The following is an 18,870-nucleotide window of genomic DNA, read 5'->3' as shown; positions in this document are numbered from 1 at the left end:
GTATTCAACTTTCTTGAAAGCGCCCGAATTCCATCCATTCACAGGCCTGCCCTGGCATTGCCCACGGGCCGAAAGGCGCGGGCACCCTGCCCATCCCGACCAATCGCCCAGGCACACCACGCCGATACCGCTCCCGCAAACACCACATACAGGCACACCAGCCACGGGCTGCCACCGGCCGTCTTGACCAGCGCCGTCGCAATGATGGGCGTGATGCCGGACGCGAAAATGCCCGAGAACTGGTAGACGAAGGAAATGCCGGTGTAGCGTACCTTGGCGTCGAACAGGTCGCAGAAGAGGGCGGCCTCGGGACCGTAGACCGCCGCGTAGAGAATGCCGAAGGGCACGACGATGGCGATCCATATCAGCAGCACATTGCCGCCGCTGTGGGCCATGAGCCAGAAGGCCGGGAAGGCCGAGACCGCGGTGATCAGCGATCCCCACAGATACACGCGGCTGCGGCCCAGGCGGTCGGACAGGCGGCCGAACAGCGGAATCGTGAAGCACATCACCACGGCGGCGACCATCACGCCGATCAATGCATCGGTGCGGCTGATCTGCAGGGTGGAGGTCAGGTAGCTGATCGAGAACACGCCGAAGACGTTGAAGAAAACGCCGTCGATATAGCGTGCGCCCATGCCCTTGAGCACATTGCCGGGATAGCGCCGCATCATGTCCATGAAGGGAATCGCGGTCTCGGCATTGCGTGCCTTGACGGCCGCGAATTCGGGCGTCTCCTTCACATGCAGGCGGATGTACATGCCCACGGCCACCATCAGGCCCGAGATCAGGAACGCGACGCGCCAGCCCCAGGCCATGAATTGCTCTTCGGTACACAGCCAGGACAGCAGGGCCACCACGCCCGAGGCCATGAACAGGCCGATGGCCAGGCCCACCTGGGGCAGGGAGGCGTAGAAGCCCCGCTTTTCCTTGGGCGCGTATTCGTAGGCCATGAGCACGGCACCGCCCCATTCGCCGCCCAAGCCTATGCCCTGGGCCACGCGCAACAGCAGCAGCAGCACGGGCGCGGCCACGCCGATCTGCGCATGCGTGGGTAGCAGGCCGATCAGGAAGGTGGACACGCCCATGATCATCAGCGTGACCACCAGGATGCTCTTGCGCCCCACGCGGTCGCCGAAGTGCCCGAAGATCACCCCGCCCAGCGGCCGTGTGACGAAGCCCACGGCAAAGGTGGTGTAGGCCAGCAGGGTGGAGATCAGCGGATCGTCGCTGGGAAAGTACAGCTTGCTGAACACGATGCCGGCGACCACGCCGTACAGGAAGAAGTCATACCACTCGATGGTTGCGCCGATGAGCGCGGAGGTCACCACCTTGCGGATGACCTTGGGATCGGTTGCCGTCGTCATGCTGTCTCCTGGTTGTCTGTCGCATTGCCGGGATGCAGGAACGGGCAGTCATGCGACCTTGAGCTGCCCTGTCTCTCCGTGCCTGTCTTCGCGAACCATGTCGGCGGCCTTCTCGGCCATCATCACCACGGGCGCGTTGGTGTTGCCCGAGACCAGGGTGGGCATGACCGAGCAATCGACCACGCGCAGGCCGGCCATGCCGTGCACGCGCAGGCGCGCATCGACCACGGCCAGGGCGTCGCTGCCCATGCGGCAGGTGCCGCTGGGGTGGAAGATGGTGGCGCCGTGGTTGCGGCAGAACTCCAGCAGTTGAGCATCGCTGTGCGCATCGGGGCCGGGCTTGACCTCGCGCTTCACGAAGGGGCGCATGGCCGGCGTGTCGGCAATGGCGCGTGCCGCGCGCACGGCCGCCACGTTGGTGCGGCGGTCCAGGTCGGTGGCCAGGTAGTTGGGCTGGATGGAGGGCGGCTCGAAGGCATCGCGCGAACGGATGCGCAACTGCCCGCGTGACTCGGGCCGCAGCTGGCAGACCGACATGGTGAAGCCCGAGTACGGATGGACCTGCCCGCCTGCCATGTCGGCCGACAGCGTGGAGACGTGGAACTGGATGTCGGGCGTGGCCGCCACGGGCCGGCCCTGCCCGTCCCTGAGCGCACGCATGAAGCAGCCGCCCTGGTTGATGCCCACGGCCAGCGCGCCCGAGCGGAACAGCAGCCATTCCAGCCCCAGCTTTGTCCTGCCCACCCAGGAATTGAGCTGGTCATTGGTGGTGATGGGCTGGCTGCATTCGTAGCCCAGGCGGATCTGAAGATGGTCCTGCAGGTTCTCGCCCACGCCCGGCAGATCGTGCACCACGGGAATCCCCAGGGACTGCGACAGCGCGGCCGGGCCTATGCCCGACAGTTGCAGCAGCTGCGGCGACTGGATGGCGCCTGCCGACAGAATCACCTCGGCCCGCGCCTGGGCCTGGCGCTCCTGCCCGCCTTGCCGGTAGCGGATGCCGGTGGCGCGCCGGCCGCGCAGCACCAGCTGCGTGGCCATGGCATCGGTCTCTATGCGCAGATTGGGGCGGCGCCGGGCCTCGCCCAGATAGGCCTTGGCCGTGCTGCAGCGCAGGCCCTTGTGGGTGGTGAGCTGGTAGTAGCCTGCACCCTCCTGGTCGCGGCCGTTGAAGTCCTCGGTGCGGGGCACGCCGACCTGGCCTGCACCGGCAATGAAGGCCTCGATCAGCGGATGCTGTGCGCCGATGTCCGAGACCTTGAGCGGCCCGTCCGCGCCATGGCCCGGGAAGGCGCCGCGCGCATTGCCTTCGGACTTCACAAAGTAGGGCAGCACCTCCTCATACGACCAGCCCGCATTGCCCAGCGCCGCCCAGTGGTCGTAGTCCTCGCGCTGGCCGCGCACGTAGATCAGGCCGTTGATCGAGCTGCTGCCGCCCAGCGTGCGGCCGCGCGGCCAGTAGATGCGCCGGCCGTTCATGTTGGGGTCCGGGTCGGTCTCGAACTTCCAGTTGTAGACGGGGCTCCACATGGTCTTGCCGTAGCCGATGGGCAGGTGGATCCAGGGCGAGCGGTCCGGCGGGCCGGCCTCCAGCAGCAGCACCCGCGTGGCCGGGTCCTCGGACAGGCGCGCGGCCAGCACGCAGCCGGCAGAGCCTGCTCCCACGATCACGTAGTCATAGCTGTCGATGGGGTCCGGCATGCGGTGGCTCCTTTTGAGTTTCTTTTTAAGGAACTATCTGTTCCTTTGAGTGAAACTTATTCGTTGCCGCCGTGGACTGCAACCCCGCGCAAACCCTTGCCGCCTCCTGGCGATCAGGCATGATCGAAAGCGTTTCCGGCCTTCCACACGACACGACACCGCCCCATGCCGCCATCCCTTGCCAGCGCTGCCCCGGACCCCACCCCTGCACGGCAGGACGAAGCGAACTCGGTCTCCGATCGCTCCCTGGCCGTGCTCGATTTCGTGACCCAGGCCGAGGCCCCGCCGGGCCTCATGGACATCGCAGCCGCGCTCAACCTGCCCAAGGCCACGGCCTCGCGGTTGTGCTCCCACCTGGAGGCGCGGCAATGGCTGCTGCGCCATGAGGGTGACCGCAGCTTCTCCCCGGGCCCCAAGCTGCTGAGCCTGGCCGTGCGCGCCCTGCAAGCCGACCCGCGCCAGGCCCTGCGCCATGAGCTGCTGTCCCAGCTGGTGGCCCGTCTGGGCGAGACCTGCAACCTCACCGTGCTGGACGGCACGCGCGTGCGCTACCTGGACCGTGTCGAGACCCACTGGCCGCTGCGCATCCAGCTGGAGGCCGGATCGATGGTGCCCATCCACGCCACGGCCAGCGGCAAGCTGTTCCTGGCCCATATGCCTGCGGCCCGGCGCGCGGCCATTCTGGACAGCGTGGAACTCACCGCCTGCACGGCCAACACGCTGACCACGCCCGAGGCGCTGGCACAGGAGTGCGCGCGCATCGTGCGCGAAGGCCACTCCTGCGATCGCGAGGAATTCATGCGCGGCATGATTGCCGTGGCCGTGCCCGTGCGCGATGCCAAGGGCCAGTGCCGCGCCACGCTGGCCGTGCATGCGCCCGAGGCGCGCATGCCGCTGGCGCAGGCGCTGGAGGGCCTGCCGCACCTGAAGGAAACGGCCCAGCGCATGGCCGGCCTGCTCTTCTGAGGCGCTGGGCACCCCAGAAAAAAGGGCTCATCGCTACCCTGGCTGCGCAAGGTCCGTTGCCCCCCAGGGGCGCGCTTCTTGCCTTGGGGCGGCCCGGCGGCAAAAAAAAGGGCCTCACTCGGAGGCCCTTGTCGTCACTGGAAGCCCAGCGTATGCGGCAACCAGGTGGACAGCGCGGGGATGAAGGTCAGCAGGCACAGCACCACGAAGTGGGCCAGCAGGAACAGCGGCATCTCGCGCGTGAGATCGGTGATGGACACGCGCGTGGCCACCGAGGTCACGAACAGCAGCCCGCCCACGGGCGGCGTGATCATGCCCAGCGTCAGGTTCACGATCACCACCATGGCGAAGTGCGTGGGATCGATGCCCAGGCTGAACGCAATGGGCGCCAGGATGGGCACCAGGATCATCACGCCGGGCAGCGGCTCCATGAAGATGCCGAACACCAGCAGCAGGATGTTCACCGCGATCAGGAACAGGGTGGGCGACAGCTCCCAGCTCACGATCAGCTCGGACAGGTACTGTGGAATGCCCTCCACCGTCAGCACCCAGGCAAAGGCGGCCGAAGTCGCCATCACCAGCAGCACCGAGGCCGTCAGCATGGCCGAGCGCGCCGCAATGCCCGGCAGCGCCGACCACTGCAGCGTGCGGTACACCCACTTGCCGCAGACCAGGGCGTAGAACACGGCCACCACCGACGCCTCGGTGGGCGTGAAAATGCCGAAGCGGATGCCCACCACGATGAGCACGATCAGCATCAGCGCGGGAATCGCCTTGAAGCTGTTGATCCACATCGTGCGGCCGTCAGGGCGCGGCTCGGTGGAGCGGTAGTCGCGCTTCCTGCACACCCACCAGTTCACGGCGGCCATGGCCAGCGCGATCAGGATGCCGGGGATGAAGCCGGCCATGAACAGCCCGCCCACCGACACGTTCTCATCCTGCAGCGCGTAGATGATCATGCTCACCGACGGCGGAATGATGGGCCCCACGATGGCCGTGCTGGCCGTCAGCGCCGCCGCGTAGGAGCGCGCGTAGCCGGCCTTGTCCATCATCTTGACCATCATCGAGCCGGGGCCGGCCGCATCGGCCAGGGCCGAACCCGAAATGCCCGAGAACAGCGTCAGCGACAGCACATTGGCATAGCCCAGGCCGCCGCGCAGATGGCCCACGAACTGCGCGGCAAAGCGCAGCAGCACATGCGTGAGCGCCCCGCCCGACATCAGCTCGGCCGCCAGGATGAAGAAGGGCACGGCCATCAGCGGAAAGCTGTCTATGCCCGTGAACATCTCCTTGAACACGATGAGCTGCGGATAGCGGCCCCCCACGAAGACGGCCAGTGCGGCGGAGATCGCCAGCGCGAAGGCCACCGGAAAGCCCAGCGTGAGCAGGACGATGATGGCGATGAAAAGCGTGATACCCATGATGTGTCTGCCTGGTGGATCAGATCGACGCGGCTGCGTCGGCATCCATCTCATCCGACTCCGCGAACGAGCCGTCTGCGATATACCCGCGCGCAATGAACAGCAGATGCACCAGCATCAGCACGAAGCCCACGGGCATGGCCGCGTAGACGAAGGAGATCGGAATGTCCGTGGCCGCCGTGGTCTGGAAGCGCGTGGCCCAGACGTACTGCGACGAGGCCACCGCCATCACCGCGCAGAACAGGCCCACGCCCAGCACCACGAGGCGGCGAAGCCACTGCGCCTTGCGCGTGCCCACCGAGCGGTGCAGGTTGTCGATGGCCACATGGCCGCCGAAGCGCAGCACCAGGCCCGCGCCCAGGAAGGTGACCCAGATCATCATGTGCCGGGCCACTTCCTCGGCCCAGACAATGGAGTCGCCCGTGGTGTAGCGCAGCACCACATTGGCAAACACGATGCAGGCCATGGCCAGCAACAGCACGATCAGCAGCCAGCGGTTGCAGGCCACAAGGGCGCGTTCGATTCGGTTGAGCATAGGAGTGGGCGAGGGCAGGAGGGCAGGGGCGAAAAAGCCGCAAGAGCCGCGATAGCGGCAAGGGCCGGGCTGCCGCCGGATGTCAGATCATCGGCGCGGGCGCCGTGCGGGGCCACAGGTGTTGCCCGCAGCGGGGCGCCCTGCACTGCGGGCCGCAGCCCGCAATGCGTCAGGGGATTACTTGGCGTTGGCGATGGTGTCCAGCGTCTTCTGGCCGAACTTCTTCGCGTATTCCTTGTAGGCCGGCTCCAGCGCGGTGCGGAAGGCGGCCTGGTCCACCTTCTCCACCACCTGCATGCCGTGGCTCTTGGCCTCTTCCACGCCCTTCTTCTCCACCGTGTCCACGAACACGCGCGAAGCGATGGCGCCCGACTTGGCGCCCTGCGTGAAGGCCGCCTTCTGGCTGTCGTTCAGCGTGCCCCAGAACGAGGGCGACACCAGCAGGGCCATGGGCGCGTACACATGGGCCGTCAGCGTCAGGTGCTTTTGCACCTGCCACAGCTTGGCCGAGGCCAGCACCGAGATCGGGTTCTCCTGGCCGTCGATCGTGCCCTGCTGCAGCGCACCGATCACCTCGGGCCAGGACATGGGCGTGGGCGATGCGCCCAGCGTACGGAAGGCCGTGATGTGCACGGGGTTCTCGGTCACGCGGATCTTCAGGCCCTTGAGATCGGCCACGCCGTTGACGGCGTGCTTGTTGTTGGACAGGTGGCGAAAGCCCTGCTCGCCCCAGGCCAGCGCGACCAGGCCGCGCTTGCTGAACTTGGCCAGCAGTTCCTGGCCGAAGGCGCCGTCCAGCACGGCGCGCGCATGCTGCGTGTCGCGGAACAGGAAGGGAATGTCCACCACGCCCACATCGGGTACGAAGTTGCTGATGGCGCCCGTGGAGACTATGGCCGCCTCCACCGTGCCCAGCTGCAGACCCTCGATCAGCTCGCGTTCGCCGCCCAGGGCGGACGCGGGGAACTGCTTGAACTTGTAGGCGCCGTTCGTGCCCTTTTCCACCGCATCGGCCCAGGCCTGGGCGGCCGCGCCGTAGTGCGAATTCACGGCCAGGGCGTAGCCCACCTTGACCTCCTTGGTCTGGGCCAGTACGGCGCCAGCCGAAGCAGCCGCCATGGCGGCCACGCAGGTCGAAAGAAGGGTGCGGCGGATCATTTGCATAGCGGCAGTCTCACTTGTTGTGTGTTGAAAAATGGCCCCCACGCTCCCCTTGCAGGGCAAGGTCTGCGGTCCCCCGCAGGGGGCCGCTTTTCATCCTGGGGCGGCCCGGCGATGAAAAAAAGAGCCCCTGGATTGTAGTGACCACTCCCCTTGTGGCGACCACGTACAAAGCGCTCGTCATGTGCGTTGAGGTGCATCTGATTTGGCGATGTCGTGGGCAGCGATCGGCATATCAACCAATGGACAGACGCACCGGCTTTCCCACGCGGCTCAACATTTCAACCAGGGCGTCAATGGTGAACTTTGCAGTCTTTCTGTTCACCACATCCGAGATGCGCGGGCGGGACACCATCAGGATCTCTGCCGCGTCTGACTGCTTCAGGTGATGCTGTGCAATCCATTGCGCCAGCTCCGCCATCAGTTGCTCCTTGAGAAGATGGGTGTCGTTGATCTGCTGGCGCGATGCAGCTTGCAGCTTCAATGCCTCGTCTTCAGGAAAGCCCAGCTCCAGAAAGAGGTTTGCCTTCGCCTTGGTCACATGGCGGATTTCTGTATCGATCTTCATTTGTTGGCCTTTCTCATGTGGACCACGGCACGGTAGCGCGCCGATGCGATGTCCTTGTCGTGCCGGCTTGTCACCTGTGATTTCTTCTGGAAGCAGTGCAATACATAGACCGCTTCCTCGAACTTGGCCACATACATCACCCGGAACGCTCCGCTGGCGTCCCTCACGCGGATCTCCCGTGTCCCGGCGCCCACGTCGTCGAAGGGTTTCCAGTCCTCCGGTTCCTGGCCTGCCTGAACCTTGCTCAACTGAAAGCCCGCATCTCGCCTGGGGCCTGCGGGAAAGTCCCGCAGATCGTCGTATGAGGATCCGACCCAGCGGATGTCTTTGTCCTGCTCCATGGAAGATCCTTGTATAAAATTTTATACAGGCATGCCGAAGGCGTAAAGCGGCTGTATGGCCTTTCGAGTGCGTGCATCAAAGCAAAAACGCCCGAGGCGCAGGCATCGGGCGTTTTGCGTCATGGCAGGGGTGCCGTCTTCGTGCGCACGGCTCAGCGAGCCCCGATCCGCTCGAACTCGCTCTCCACCGCCGCATGCGCTTTCAGGATGCTTTGCGAAGGCGCAGGGCCCATGCGGCTGACGACCACCGTGGCCAGCCAGGCCAGGATGAAGCCGGGGATGATCTCGTACAGGCCCAGCCAGCCGAACTGCTTCCACACCAGCACCGTCACGGCGCCGGTGATGATGCCGGCCAGCGCGCCGCCGCGCGTCATGCGGCTCCAGAACAGCGACAGGATGATCACCGGGCCGAAGGCGGCGCCGAAGCCAGCCCAGGCGTAGCTGACCATGCCCAGCACCTTGGAGTCGGGGTTGCTGGCGATGGCGATGGCGATCAAGGCCACCAGCAGCACCATGGCGCGGCCGATCCAGACCAGTTCGATCTGGCTGGCGTTCTTGCGCAGGAAGGTGCGGTAAATGTCTTCGGTCAGCGCGCTGGAGCACACCAGCAGCTGGCACGACAGCGTGCTCATCACGGCCGCCAGGATGGCTGCCAGCAGCGCGCCCGAGATCCAGGGGTTGAACAGCTGCTTGGTGATCTCCATGAACACCGTCTCGGCATTGGCGTTCACGGCGGCGGCGCCACCGGGGTTGGCCGCGAAGTAGGGGATGCCGATGAAGCCCACGGCCACGGCGCCGGCCAGGCACAGGATCATCCAGGTCATGCTGATGCGGCGGGCCGAGGGAATGGTCTGCACCGACGAGGCCGCCATGAAGCGCACCAGGATGTGCGGCTGGCCGAAGTAGCCCAGGCCCCAGGCCAGCAGCGAGACCACGCCCACGAAGCTGGCGCCACGGAACAGGTCGAACTTCTCTGCTGCCACGATGGCGTGCAGGTCCTGGCCCGGCTGCAGATGGCCCTGCACGGCCAGCCAGGCGATCACGGGCGCCAGGATCAGCGCCGTGATCATCATCGAGGCCTGGATGGTGTCCGTCCAGCTCACGGCCAGGAAGCCGCCGATGAACACATAGGCGATGGTGCACAGCGCGCCCACCCACAGGGCCGTGCTGTAGGGCATGCCGAACATGTTCTCGAACAGGCGCGCGCCCGCCACCACGCCCGAGGCGCAGTACAGCGTGAAGAACACCAGAATCACCACGGCCGTCACGATGCGCAGCACGCTGGAGTGGTCCTCGAAGCGGTTGGCCAGGTAGTCGGGCAGCGTCAGCGCATTGCCGGCGCGCTCGGTGTACAGGCGCAGCCGCGCCGCCACCAGGCGCCAGTTCAGGTAGGCGCCCAGGATCAGGCCGATGGCGATCCAGGCTTCCGACAGGCCGGACAGGTAGATGGCGCCGGGCAGGCCCATCAGCAGCCAGCCGCTCATGTCCGAGGCGCCGGCCGACAGCGCCGTCACGAAGCTGCCCAGGCTGCGGCCGCCCAGGATGTAGTCGGAAAGATTCTTGGTGCTGAAGTAGCCGATGGCGCCGATGCCGAGCATGGCGACCAGGTAGATGGCGAACATGATCGCCGTCGGGTCGTTCCAGTTGAATTGCATTGAAGTGTCCTGCGTTGGTCGTGTTTTTTCGGGTGGTGCGGGGCGCTTGCCAGGGGCCGGTTGTGCCGGCCCCGGCGGTTCAAGCCATGGTCATGAGCTGTGCATTGCCGCCTGCGGCGGCGGTATTGGTGCTGATGGATTGCTCGTGGAACAGCGCAGCCAAGTCATAGCCGCAGCCCGCATGCAACTCGTCGCTGTTGCGGCTTTCCACGCGCACCAGGGCACCGTCGCGCGCGGCGACCTGGGCGCAGACCTGCAGCAGGGCGTCGCCGTCGCCCTCGAACAGCAAGGCCGCCATGGGCGCTGCCGAATCGGCCAGGGAGTCGGCGCTGGCGCTGTGCAGCCATGGCACACCGGCATCGCCCGCAGCGGCGCGCAGCGCCTGCCAGGTGGCGGCGCCTGTTCCGTTGTCGGGCAGCACCGCATGGCAGGCGTTGCCGCTGGCCAGGGCTGCTGCCACCTGGGCCACCAGGCCCAGCGGCGTGCGCGGCAATGCCCAGACGGGGCCGCGCGGCAGCAGGCGGTAGCGGTTGGATTCGCCCGTGGGGCCGGGCAGCAGCATGGCGGCGTCCAGGCGCGAGGCGGCCAGGGCCTCGTCGCAGGCAGCCAGGGCCTGCACCTGCTCATCGGCAGACATGTCCTGGGGCGGGGCCTTGGACAGCGTCTCGCGCAGCAGGCCCAGCAATTGCAGCGGTGCCTGGGCGGACGACTCGGCCCGCGCAAAGACGGACAGCGCCGCGCTGGCCGGCCCCTGTGCCAGTCGGTGCAGGTACAGCGGGCCGCCGGCCTTGGGCCCCGTGCCCGACAGGCCCATGCCGCCGAAGGGCTGCACGCCCACCATGGCGCCGATCACATTGCGGTTCACATAGATGTTGCCCGCATGCACGCGCTGGGTGAGGTGGGCAATGGTCTCGTCGATGCGGCTGTGCACGCCGAAGGTCAGGCCGTAGCCGGTGGCGTTGATGCCATCGACCAGCGCGTCCAGCTGCTCGCGCTTGAAGCGGATCACATGCAGCACGGGGCCGAAGACCTCGCGCTGCAGGCGCGTGGTGCTGTCGATCTCGATGAGGGCCGGTGCCACGTAGTGGCCATTGAGCACGCCGTCCTTGCGTTCCACGCGGGTGACCTTCTGGCCCGCTGCGGCCATCTGCTCTATGTGCTGCTCGATCTGGCGGCGCGCCGCATCGTCGATCACGGGGCCCACATCGGTGCTCAGGCGGTCGGGGTTGCCCAGGTTCCACTCCTGCAGCGCATCGCGCAGCATGGTCAGCGTGCGGTCGGCCACCTCTTCCTGCAGGCACAGCAGGCGCAGGGCAGAGCAGCGCTGGCCGGCCGAATCGAAGGCCGAGGCCAGCACATCGGCCACCACCTGCTCGGCCAGGGCCGAGGAGTCCACCACCATGGCGTTCTGGCCGCCGGTCTCGGCAATCAGCGGAATGGTGCGGCCCGCAGGCGACAGGCGGCGGGACAGCTGGCGTGCAATCAGGCGCGCCACCTCGGTGGAACCCGTGAACATCACGCCCGCCACCTGGGCATGGGCCACCAGGGCTGCGCCCACGGTCTCGCCCGTGCCCGGCACCAACTGCAGCGCGTCGCGCGGCACGCCAGCCTCGTGCAGCAGGGCCACCATGGCGGCGGCCGTCAGCGGTGTCTGCTCGGCAGGCTTGGCCAGCACCGTGTTGCCGGCAGCCAGGGCCGCAGCCACCTGTCCGCAGAAGATGGCCAGCGGGAAGTTCCAGGGACTGATGGCCAGTACCACGCCCAGAGGGCGCTGCGCGGCGTTGTCGAAATGCGCGGCCGCCTGGGCGCCGTAGTAGCGCAGGAAGTCCACGGCCTCGCGGACTTCGGCCACGGCGTTGGAAAGGGTCTTGCCTGCTTCCCGCATGATCAGGCCCATCAGCGGCTGGCTGCGTTGCTCCAGCAGATCGGCGGCGCGGGCCAGCGCGTCGGCACGGGCGGCGGGCGGTGTGCCGGCCCAGATGGGCGCGGCCTGCGCGGCGCGCGCGGCGGCGGCTTCGGCCTCGGCCGCCGTGGTCTCGCGCACCCAGCCCACGATGTCGGACAGCTCGGCCGGGTTGCGCATGGGCTGCCAGCCTTCGGTACGCGCCGGGTCGGCAGGCAGGTCGGCATCCGCGGGGGCGGCCAGATAGGTCTGGCGCGTGCTGTGCAGCAGCGCGGCGGCCAGCGAGGCCAGTTGCTGCTCGTGCGCCAGGTTCAGGCCCTGGGAATTGGCGCGGGCCTGCCCTGGCTTGTCTCCCTGCTGCGCGAACAGATCGGCCGGCAGCGCAATGCGCGGGTGGGGGGCGCCCAGCCGGCCTTCGTTGCGCGCGATCTTCATCACCTCGTCCACCGGGTCGGCCACCAGGTCGGAGACCGGCACGGAGGCGTCGCCGATGCGGTTCACGAACGAGGTATTGGCACCGTTCTCCAGCAGGCGGCGCACCAGATAGGCCAGCAGCGTCTCATGGCTGCCCACGGGCGCATAGATGCGGCAGGGGCGGGCCAGCTTGCCTTCGGAGGCCGGGCCCGTCACCTGTGCGTACAGCGGCTCGCCCATGCCGTGCAGGCACTGGAACTCGTACTGGCCGCTGTAGTAGCTGCCGCCCACGGCCTGGGCCAGGTGGTAGATGCTGGCCAGGGTCTGCGCGTTGTGCGTGGCGAACTGGGGATAGATGGCATCGGGCGCATCCAGCAGCTTGCGCGCGCAGGCCAGGTAGCTCACATCGGTATAGACCTTGCGCGTATAGACCGGGTAGCCGGCCTGGCCGCCTTCCTGGGCGCGCTTGATCTCGCTGTCCCAGTAGGCGCCCTTGACCAGGCGCACCATCAGGCGGCGGCGGCTGCGGCGGGCCAGGTCCACCAGGTAGTCCAGCACCTGCGGGCAGCGCTTCTGGTAGGCCTGGACCACAAAGCCTATGCCGTTCCAGCCCTTGAGCGAGGGCGCGGCACACAAGGCCTCCAGCAGGTCCAGCGACAGCTCCAGCCTTTCGGCCTCTTCGGCGTCGATGTTCATGCCGATGTCGTACTGCTTGGCCAGCTCGGCCAGTTGCAGCACGCGCGGCAGCAGTTCGGCCATCACACGCTCGTACTGCGCGCGGCTGTAGCGCGGGTGCAGGGCCGACAGCTTGATGGAGATGCCCGGCCCCTCGAAGATGCCGCGCCCGTTGGATGCCGCGCCAATCGCGTGGATGGCCTGCTCGTAGGCCTGCAGGTAGCGCTGTGCGTCGGAATCGGTGGCGGCCGCCTCGCCCAGCATGTCGTAGCTGTAGCGAAAGCCCTGTTTTTCATAGGCGCGGCTGTTGGCCAGCGCCTCGGCAATGTCCTGGCCCGTCACGAACTGCTCGCCCATCAGCTTCATGGCGCGGTGCACGCCCTGGCGGATCAGCGGCTCGCCGCCCTTGCCGATCACGCGCGTCAGCGCCGACGACAGGTTCTTCTCGCTGCTGGTGGACGTGAGCTTGCCCGTCAGCACCAGGCCCCAGGCCGCCGCGTTCACGAACAGCGAGGGCGAGCGGCCCACATGGGCGCGCCAGTCGCCCTTGCTGATCTTGTCGCGGATCAGCGCATCGCGCGTGGCTCGGTCGGGAATGCGCAGCAGCGCCTCGGCCAGGCACATCAGCGCCACGCCTTCCTGGCTGGACAGCGAGAACTCCTGTACCAGCGCCGCCACGCCGCTGCCGGCCGGCGCATCGCGCAGGCCCTGCACCAGCCGGGTCGCCAGCTCGCGGACCTTGTCGGCCTGCTGGGCATCCTGGGCGCGTGCTAGCGGCAGCAGCACCGGCAGGCACTCGGGCTCGGGCCGGTGCCAGGCGGCCGTGATGGCAGCGCGCAACGGCGTCTGCGGGAGGATGGACTGGGCGAATTCCAGAAAAGGTTGTACCTCTTGGCCAGCGTTGGGTTGCGCCTCTTCGATCGCGACATCGCCAGGGCTGTCGCCTGCGCCTGCAAGCCGGATGGTGGTTGCGCCGCGCTCCAGCGCATCGACGTACTGAACGACGGCCTGTTTGATCAGCCAGTGCGGTGTGCGACCCATCTGCTGGGCTGCGACGCGGATGCGCTCGCGCAAGGCGTCGTCGACTTTGATGCCTACGGTGGTGGACATAATGGATTGGAAAGGGAAAGTGCTTTTTCGATGACTGGGGTGCAACCGGATTCGGCGTGATTTCACATGGGTTGCACCTTTTTTGATAGGGGGTAAACCCTTTGTATTTACTCAGGCAAGCTGGGTCCCATGGAGCCCGTCCAGGCGGGCCGCTCTCACGGCTTCCCGGGTCGTCCTGCGGATGGCTCCAGCGCCTGCGCTTACTGGTAATGGATGGTGAACTCTGCGGAAGCGTTGGCGCTGCCGGGTACAACCCGGTCTTCCGTCTGCACGTAGCGTCCCTGCAGCGGAATCAAGAACGCCGTCTGCCCTTGGGGAACGTCGCCCGCCAACCATCGGCTGGTGTCGTCCGCTTCTGCGCCGAACCGCACCGGCTTGCCGTTGCTGAGGATTTGCGCGGCAATGCCTCGTGCCGTGGAGGTCCTGTTCAGCGTGAGGTTGGAGGACGTGTTGTTGCGGTCGGTCACATCGGTCAGTGTCACGTACACCTGCGTTGCGGTCCCTGTATCGCCGCCCGAGCAGTCCAGCTGAATGTTCTGTTCCTCGCTGCTGACGCTGGTGGCTCCCACGCCACCGGACGACCTCATGAGCACGGCGCCCATGTCGAACCTTATTTCTTTCACCCTGACCTTGCAGGTAGGAACGCGGGGACGAATGACGACCGGGGCCGCGAAACGAAAATCGACCAGCAATTGTCCGGCCGAATCATTGGCACGGGATTGAGCGAATGAGCCAGATAATGTGCCCTCACTGGAGATGGGGCCCGTTTTGATTAATTCGATATCATAATAAAAGCTCGCTTCATTCCAATTGCCACTTGTCTTTGGAACTGTTGAGTAGACCAAAAAAGGGAACGGAATTGTGAAGGCGCTTAATTTTAACTTGATATTCTTGATGGTTCCAGGGGCTGCATAAAGACCATTTTCATGAGGGCCGATGCCTGTGAGGTAGTCTTCTATTCCAGGAACACATTCAAACTGTGGATTCTTGGATTCTGGGATTTTATTGGTAAGTTTCAACGGGCCGCTGTATTTGTAGATGGTGCTTCCAATGTCGTAGTCACCAGGTGCGAATTCGGGGACTGTCATGCCGGAGAGTTCGGCCGTAAAGTACGGCAAGCCGTCGCTGGTGTTCAATTTGCACAAGGCCCATGTTGAAGGGGTAGTCAAGGCCCAAGTCAATGGAATAAATGAACTTTTGAGGATGCGAAGTGCATTTTTCACGGAGTTTCCTTTCGAGCATCGGGTAAGGTCTGCCCAATGCACGCATGAACGTTGGTTCCCCAAAGGCTCAGAAGTATCAGACCGTGCTACTGATAGCTCATCGTGAATGTGGTCGCACCATTGGCCTTGCCCGGCGTCACCTGGGGAGCGGTGTTCAGATGGCGGGCCTTCAAGGGAATATCCAGTTTGCCTTGCCAGAATACGGCGCTGCCTGCAAACCACTGGTTGGTATTGCCTACGGCTCTGCGAAGTGGTGCCCACGGGCGTGGAAGACGAAAAATGCACATTTCCCAAAAGAAGATTGATAGGGGGCGGATACACGGCAGGTGAGCACCTGAGGGGTAATTCTTAATGGTGTGCTTATTTGAAAATAGACCAAGAGTTGGCCAGAATTGCTGCCGGCACGGTATTGCATATCGAACCGCTCATTTTTCAATCTGCTGCGCAGCCGAGCCGCCGGTTGCAGCCGTCAAACGGCAAGCAGGCGTGGCAGCACGAGCCAATGACTGCAAGAGTGCGTTGTGTACGGTACGGCCGCGCAGTGCTGCGTGCCGCTGGCGCGTAAAAGGGCACTATCGAAATGCTTGTCGGTTGCCGCACCATGTGGCGTTTCTTGGGCTAGCGCGAACCCTCTTTTGGGAAGAGGGTTCGCCTCAGATTCAGGTCTTGTCAGCCGCCTTCAAGGCGCTGATCTTCAGGCTGGGCTGCAGGATGGCCAGCGGACGGTCAGCCCGCAGGGTTTGCTGCGGCGGCTTGTGCTTGCCGGTGCCTGCGTCGTGCCCTGCCGCCACGGGAGTTCTGCCCGCGTTGCTGGTGACTGGCACCGTGGTGGGCAAGGCGCTGATCTTGACGCTCATGCGCAGGCCGTCCAGGTTGCGCTCCAGCTTCAGTGCCTGCTGGCTGTCGCTCGGCTGTGTGGCACGAGCGGGCAGCACTGCCGCCGCAGTGACTGCCGGGGCGCTGGCGACTGCCGTGGCCGGTGCCGTTGCTGCCGTACGTTCCTGGGTCATGCCGGCCAGAGCCACGGCCGACGCAGCGTTGGAGGCCGGGGCGCCTGCCACGGCTGTCTTGGCATTGGTGGTTGCGGTTGAGGTTGCCGCGGTCTTGCCCGGCTTGGCCGATGCCACGTCGGTGGCCGCAGGCACCAGGTTGCTGCTGGCCACGCAGGGCAGTTCCAGGCTTTGCGGCGGCTGGTAGGTGGTGCTGCGCTTTCTTTCAGGAAGGGTATAGGAGAGGTTGCAGCCCACCATGCCGGTGTCGGTCTTCCATTGCACCTGCAGTTCGCCCTGGTCTGACAGCCCGCGAGCCAGAAGCTTGCCGGCCTGGCCGATCATGCCCAACTCCTTGCCGTCCATGTCCAGCACGCTGGCGCCAAAGGGCACAGGCATGTTGCCTGCCTGCCGCGCGCGGATCACGGCCGAGCGGCCATAGGCTGTCTTGAACACCAGCAGTGGCACGGCGCCAGCCAGCGGCGCGACGTGCTGGCTGGTTTCCTTGAGTTCCACGTCCGTCGACAGGCCCTTGGGATCGATGGAGACCTCGTTCATCGAGAACGGCGTCAGATACGGGACGACGGCATAGCCCCGGCTGTCCACCTTCACTCCGGGCGCGTTGTTGATGCGCGCGCCTTCCGCGTTCTTGGCCTCCACGATGGCAAAGGTGTCAGATACCGATTGCGACAGCGTCACGCCGCCCGGGTGGGCCACGATGGCGCCACGCGCGCCTACCGAGAACTGCTGGTAGCCGCTGCTGGCGCTGACGCTGCCGCTGAGTTCGGTCTGCGATGCGCGGTAGGTGGCGTTGGCGCTGGCACTGGTGCTGCTGCCATTCATGCCACCGGTGTTGTGGTTGGCGCTGAGGCCGTAGGAGATGGCGTTGTCGTCGCCCAGCAGCCCGGACAGGTTGGCCTGGGCCTGCACGCGGCCGCGCGAGTCGCGGTTGGTATTGGTGGAAAGCATCATGCCGCGCTCCATGCTGAGCGGAATCGACAGGCCCACGTGCAGGAACGTGTTGGACTGTCCCCAGGCATCGCGCTGGCGCGCCGCAGAGAGGTTGTAGGAGATGTTGCGGAACGAGTTGCTGTAGCCAAGGGCGTAGTCGACGTTGGAGCCCTGGCGGTTCCAGTACTTGGCAGTGGACGCCGTGAGGCTGAGACTGCCTCCCCCGGGGCCAAACTGCTGGCCCATGACCAGGGAGGCGCGGTTGCGAGGCCGGTACAGGTCCGTGGAGGGCCGTAGCAGATTGGCCTGATCCCGTGCGCGCATGGCGTCGTTGAGGCCGAAGAATCCGTTGGTGGAGTAGCGATAGGCGGCAATGGCCACGTGGGTGCCAGTCTGCGCAAAGGACTTGGCGTAGCTGGCACGCAAGCTCTGTCCGGAAAAGGAGCCGTCATTGGGAATGCTGGTGGAGGCGTGCGTGATGTCTGCACCAAAGGCACCCCAGGGCGTGGTGAGCGCCGCGCCAATCATGGGCGAGATATGGCCCTTGGCCACGGACACGCCGCCGTAGCCGGTCAGCATGTTGGTGAAGCCGTGCTGCCAGGTCGCCTGCGAGAACAGCGGCGAAGTATTGGGCAGGTGGCGCACCACGCCCGCCGTGAGGCTGTAGCGGTCCTGCCCCTCGCGCAGCGACAGCGGCACGGCCGCGTAAGGCACGGCAAAGCTGCGCACGGCACCATTGGCCTCGGTGATGCTGACTTGCAGGTCGCCACCGTAGCCCGTGGGATAGAGGTCATTGATGACGAAGGCGCCGGGCGCCACCGTGGTTTCGTAGAGCTTGATGCCGTTCTGCGTGATGGTGACTCGGGCATTGGTGTTGGCCACGCCGCGCACCACGGGCGCGTAGCCGCGTTGGGAGTCGGGCAGCATGCGGTCATCACTGTTCAAGCGTATGCCGCGAAACGAGGTGGAGTCCATCAGGTCGCCACCCGTGTAGGTGTCGCCCAGTATGAGCTGGGAAGACCAGTCGGCAATGTCGCGCTGTGCGTAGGTGGAGATGTTCTGGTAGTTGCCCCGTCCAGTGTCCGCCCAGCTGAAGGAGCCGTTGTGCCGGAAATGCCAGCGGTCGATGTTGACGCCGCCGTTCAGGCCCAGGTAGCTCTGCGTGGTGTTTTCTGCGTTGCTGGAGCGCCCGTGGTAGGTGTTGAACTGGTAGCCGAGCAGGCCGACAGGCACGCCAGCGCTCCATTGGTCGGGACTGACATAGCCGCGCACCGAGCGGCGCAGCGAGGCCTGGGGCACGCTCAGGTCCAGTCGCTGCTTGCCGAAGTCGAAACTGGTCAAGGCGCCTGCCACGATCTGGTCCAGCCGGTTGCAGCCACCGTCGGCCACCAGCTTCAAGGCGGCCTCGGGCGGCAGGCGCGAGAGGTCGATGCCCACCTTCTCCAGCAGTGCTTTGTCCAGGCAGGGCAGCGCGTCCTGCGAGCCGGCCTGGGCCTTGAACTGCACTTCGCTGCGGCCAACCCAGTTGCCGTTGATGTAGATGTCTGGGTTGTAGCTGCCTGCCGTGACCACGTTGGCGCGCGAGTAGCGCGAAACGTCAATGGTCTGCTTGCCGGTATTCAGAAAGCTGGGGTCGAAGTCGACGGCAGCCGGCGTGGGCTGCCACTGGCCGGTGGACGTGGAGGTCGTGACTTCCTTGACCTGCTGGCCCTGCTGGGCCTCGGATTGCCAGCAGACCAGCACGGAGAGCAGCAGCGCATGGCCGGGCTTCAGTTGGAAATATCCGGCAGGGCCTTGGCCTGGCCCCGGCATTGTTCCTTTTCCTTGCCTTGTATGCCGGCTTTTGATTCCCTTTTCTGAATATGGAAAGACTGGCCTGATCATTTGCTT

Annotated in this window: 13 protein-coding genes; 2 read left to right on the top strand and 11 right to left on the bottom strand. The window is 65.7% G+C overall.

What is annotated here, in order from left to right:
• Positions 1 to 38: 38 nt before the first annotated feature.
• Entirely contained in the window at positions 39 to 1,367 is a 1,329-nt protein-coding gene (locus INR38_RS20610; protein WP_207442739.1) for an MFS transporter, read from the bottom strand.
• A 48-nt stretch (positions 1,368 to 1,415) separates the two neighbouring features.
• Positions 1,416 to 3,068, bottom strand: a complete 1,653-nt coding sequence (locus tag INR38_RS20605) for a choline dehydrogenase (protein ID WP_207442738.1) — start codon at positions 3,066 to 3,068, stop codon at positions 1,416 to 1,418.
• 165 nt (positions 3,069 to 3,233) lie between these two features.
• Here INR38_RS20605 and INR38_RS20600 point away from each other — a divergent pair, with 165 nt between their 5' ends.
• On the top strand, positions 3,234 to 4,034 hold the full coding sequence (locus INR38_RS20600) for an IclR family transcriptional regulator (protein WP_012207743.1): 801 nt from the start codon (positions 3,234 to 3,236) through the stop codon (positions 4,032 to 4,034).
• 134 nt (positions 4,035 to 4,168) lie between these two features.
• Here INR38_RS20600 and INR38_RS20595 read toward each other — a convergent pair whose 3' ends face one another.
• The 8 genes from INR38_RS20595 to INR38_RS20560 form a co-directional block, all read right to left on the bottom strand.
• Positions 4,169 to 5,455: a TRAP transporter large permease gene (locus INR38_RS20595; protein WP_047327929.1), complete on the bottom strand. Its 1,287-nt coding sequence runs from the start codon at positions 5,453 to 5,455 to the stop codon at positions 4,169 to 4,171.
• A gap of 19 nt (positions 5,456 to 5,474) precedes the next feature.
• The gene (locus INR38_RS20590) at positions 5,475 to 5,990 is read right to left on the bottom strand and encodes a TRAP transporter small permease (RefSeq protein WP_013800419.1); all 516 of its coding nucleotides are present in this window, start codon (positions 5,988 to 5,990) and stop codon (positions 5,475 to 5,477) included.
• A gap of 177 nt (positions 5,991 to 6,167) precedes the next feature.
• The gene (locus INR38_RS20585; protein ID WP_016450058.1) at positions 6,168 to 7,154 is read right to left on the bottom strand and encodes a TRAP transporter substrate-binding protein; all 987 of its coding nucleotides are present in this window, start codon (positions 7,152 to 7,154) and stop codon (positions 6,168 to 6,170) included.
• Between the two features lie 232 nt (positions 7,155 to 7,386).
• Positions 7,387 to 7,719: an XRE family transcriptional regulator gene (locus INR38_RS20580; RefSeq protein ID WP_013800421.1), complete on the bottom strand. Its 333-nt coding sequence runs from the start codon at positions 7,717 to 7,719 to the stop codon at positions 7,387 to 7,389.
• Positions 7,716 to 8,060 carry a type II toxin-antitoxin system RelE/ParE family toxin gene (locus INR38_RS20575; protein WP_013800422.1) on the bottom strand — a complete coding sequence of 115 codons (345 nt, stop codon included), beginning with the start codon at positions 8,058 to 8,060 and terminating at the stop codon, positions 7,716 to 7,718. The genes INR38_RS20580 and INR38_RS20575 overlap by 4 nt, the downstream gene beginning before the upstream one ends.
• 152 nt (positions 8,061 to 8,212) lie before the next feature.
• Positions 8,213 to 9,715, bottom strand: coding sequence for a sodium/proline symporter PutP (gene putP, locus INR38_RS20570; RefSeq protein WP_180318657.1), 1,503 nt, complete (start codon positions 9,713 to 9,715; stop codon positions 8,213 to 8,215).
• Between the two features lie 79 nt (positions 9,716 to 9,794).
• Positions 9,795 to 13,817, bottom strand: coding sequence for a trifunctional transcriptional regulator/proline dehydrogenase/L-glutamate gamma-semialdehyde dehydrogenase (gene putA, locus INR38_RS20565; protein ID WP_207475990.1), 4,023 nt, complete (start codon positions 13,815 to 13,817; stop codon positions 9,795 to 9,797).
• A gap of 200 nt (positions 13,818 to 14,017) precedes the next feature.
• The gene (locus INR38_RS20560) at positions 14,018 to 15,040 is read right to left on the bottom strand and encodes a fimbrial protein (protein ID WP_207442736.1); all 1,023 of its coding nucleotides are present in this window, start codon (positions 15,038 to 15,040) and stop codon (positions 14,018 to 14,020) included.
• Positions 15,041 to 15,084: 44 nt separating this feature from the next.
• On the opposite strand from INR38_RS20560, the gene INR38_RS20555 reads away from it, so the two are divergent.
• Complete coding sequence (locus INR38_RS20555; RefSeq protein WP_180289110.1) at positions 15,085 to 15,345, top strand: hypothetical protein; 261 nt, start codon at positions 15,085 to 15,087, stop codon at positions 15,343 to 15,345.
• Positions 15,346 to 15,699: 354 nt separating this feature from the next.
• Here INR38_RS20555 and INR38_RS20550 read toward each other — a convergent pair whose 3' ends face one another.
• Positions 15,700 to 18,792 carry a fimbria/pilus outer membrane usher protein gene (locus INR38_RS20550; RefSeq protein ID WP_207442735.1) on the bottom strand — a complete coding sequence of 1,031 codons (3,093 nt, stop codon included), beginning with the start codon at positions 18,790 to 18,792 and terminating at the stop codon, positions 15,700 to 15,702.
• Positions 18,793 to 18,870 lie beyond the last annotated feature (78 nt).

The organism is Delftia sp. SD018 (assembly GCF_017355445.1).
Lineage (GTDB): Bacteria > Pseudomonadota > Gammaproteobacteria > Burkholderiales > Burkholderiaceae_C > Comamonas > Comamonas acidovorans.
This window is presented reverse-complemented; position numbering and strand designations above follow the sequence as displayed.

Excerpts from the sequence above, each read along its gene's own strand:
- putA (WP_207475990.1), bottom strand. The coding sequence starts at position 13,817 with ATGTCCACCACCGTAGGCATCAAAGTCGACGACGCCTTGCGCGAGCGC.
- INR38_RS20605 (WP_207442738.1), bottom strand. The coding sequence starts at position 3,068 with ATGCCGGACCCCATCGACAGCTATGACTACGTGATCGTGGGAGCAGGC.
- INR38_RS20590 (WP_013800419.1), bottom strand. The coding sequence starts at position 5,990 with ATGCTCAACCGAATCGAACGCGCCCTTGTGGCCTGCAACCGCTGGCTG.
- INR38_RS20555 (WP_180289110.1), top strand. The coding sequence starts at position 15,085 with ATGAACGTTGGTTCCCCAAAGGCTCAGAAGTATCAGACCGTGCTACTG.
- INR38_RS20550 (WP_207442735.1), bottom strand. The coding sequence starts at position 18,792 with ATGCCGGGGCCAGGCCAAGGCCCTGCCGGATATTTCCAACTGAAGCCC.
- INR38_RS20600 (WP_012207743.1), top strand. The coding sequence starts at position 3,234 with ATGCCGCCATCCCTTGCCAGCGCTGCCCCGGACCCCACCCCTGCACGG.
- putP (WP_180318657.1), bottom strand. The coding sequence starts at position 9,715 with ATGCAATTCAACTGGAACGACCCGACGGCGATCATGTTCGCCATCTAC.
- INR38_RS20585 (WP_016450058.1), bottom strand. The coding sequence starts at position 7,154 with ATGCAAATGATCCGCCGCACCCTTCTTTCGACCTGCGTGGCCGCCATG.
- INR38_RS20610 (WP_207442739.1), bottom strand. The coding sequence starts at position 1,367 with ATGACGACGGCAACCGATCCCAAGGTCATCCGCAAGGTGGTGACCTCC.
- INR38_RS20580 (WP_013800421.1), bottom strand. The coding sequence starts at position 7,719 with ATGAAGATCGATACAGAAATCCGCCATGTGACCAAGGCGAAGGCAAAC.
- INR38_RS20595 (WP_047327929.1), bottom strand. The coding sequence starts at position 5,455 with ATGGGTATCACGCTTTTCATCGCCATCATCGTCCTGCTCACGCTGGGC.
- INR38_RS20575 (WP_013800422.1), bottom strand. The coding sequence starts at position 8,060 with ATGGAGCAGGACAAAGACATCCGCTGGGTCGGATCCTCATACGACGAT.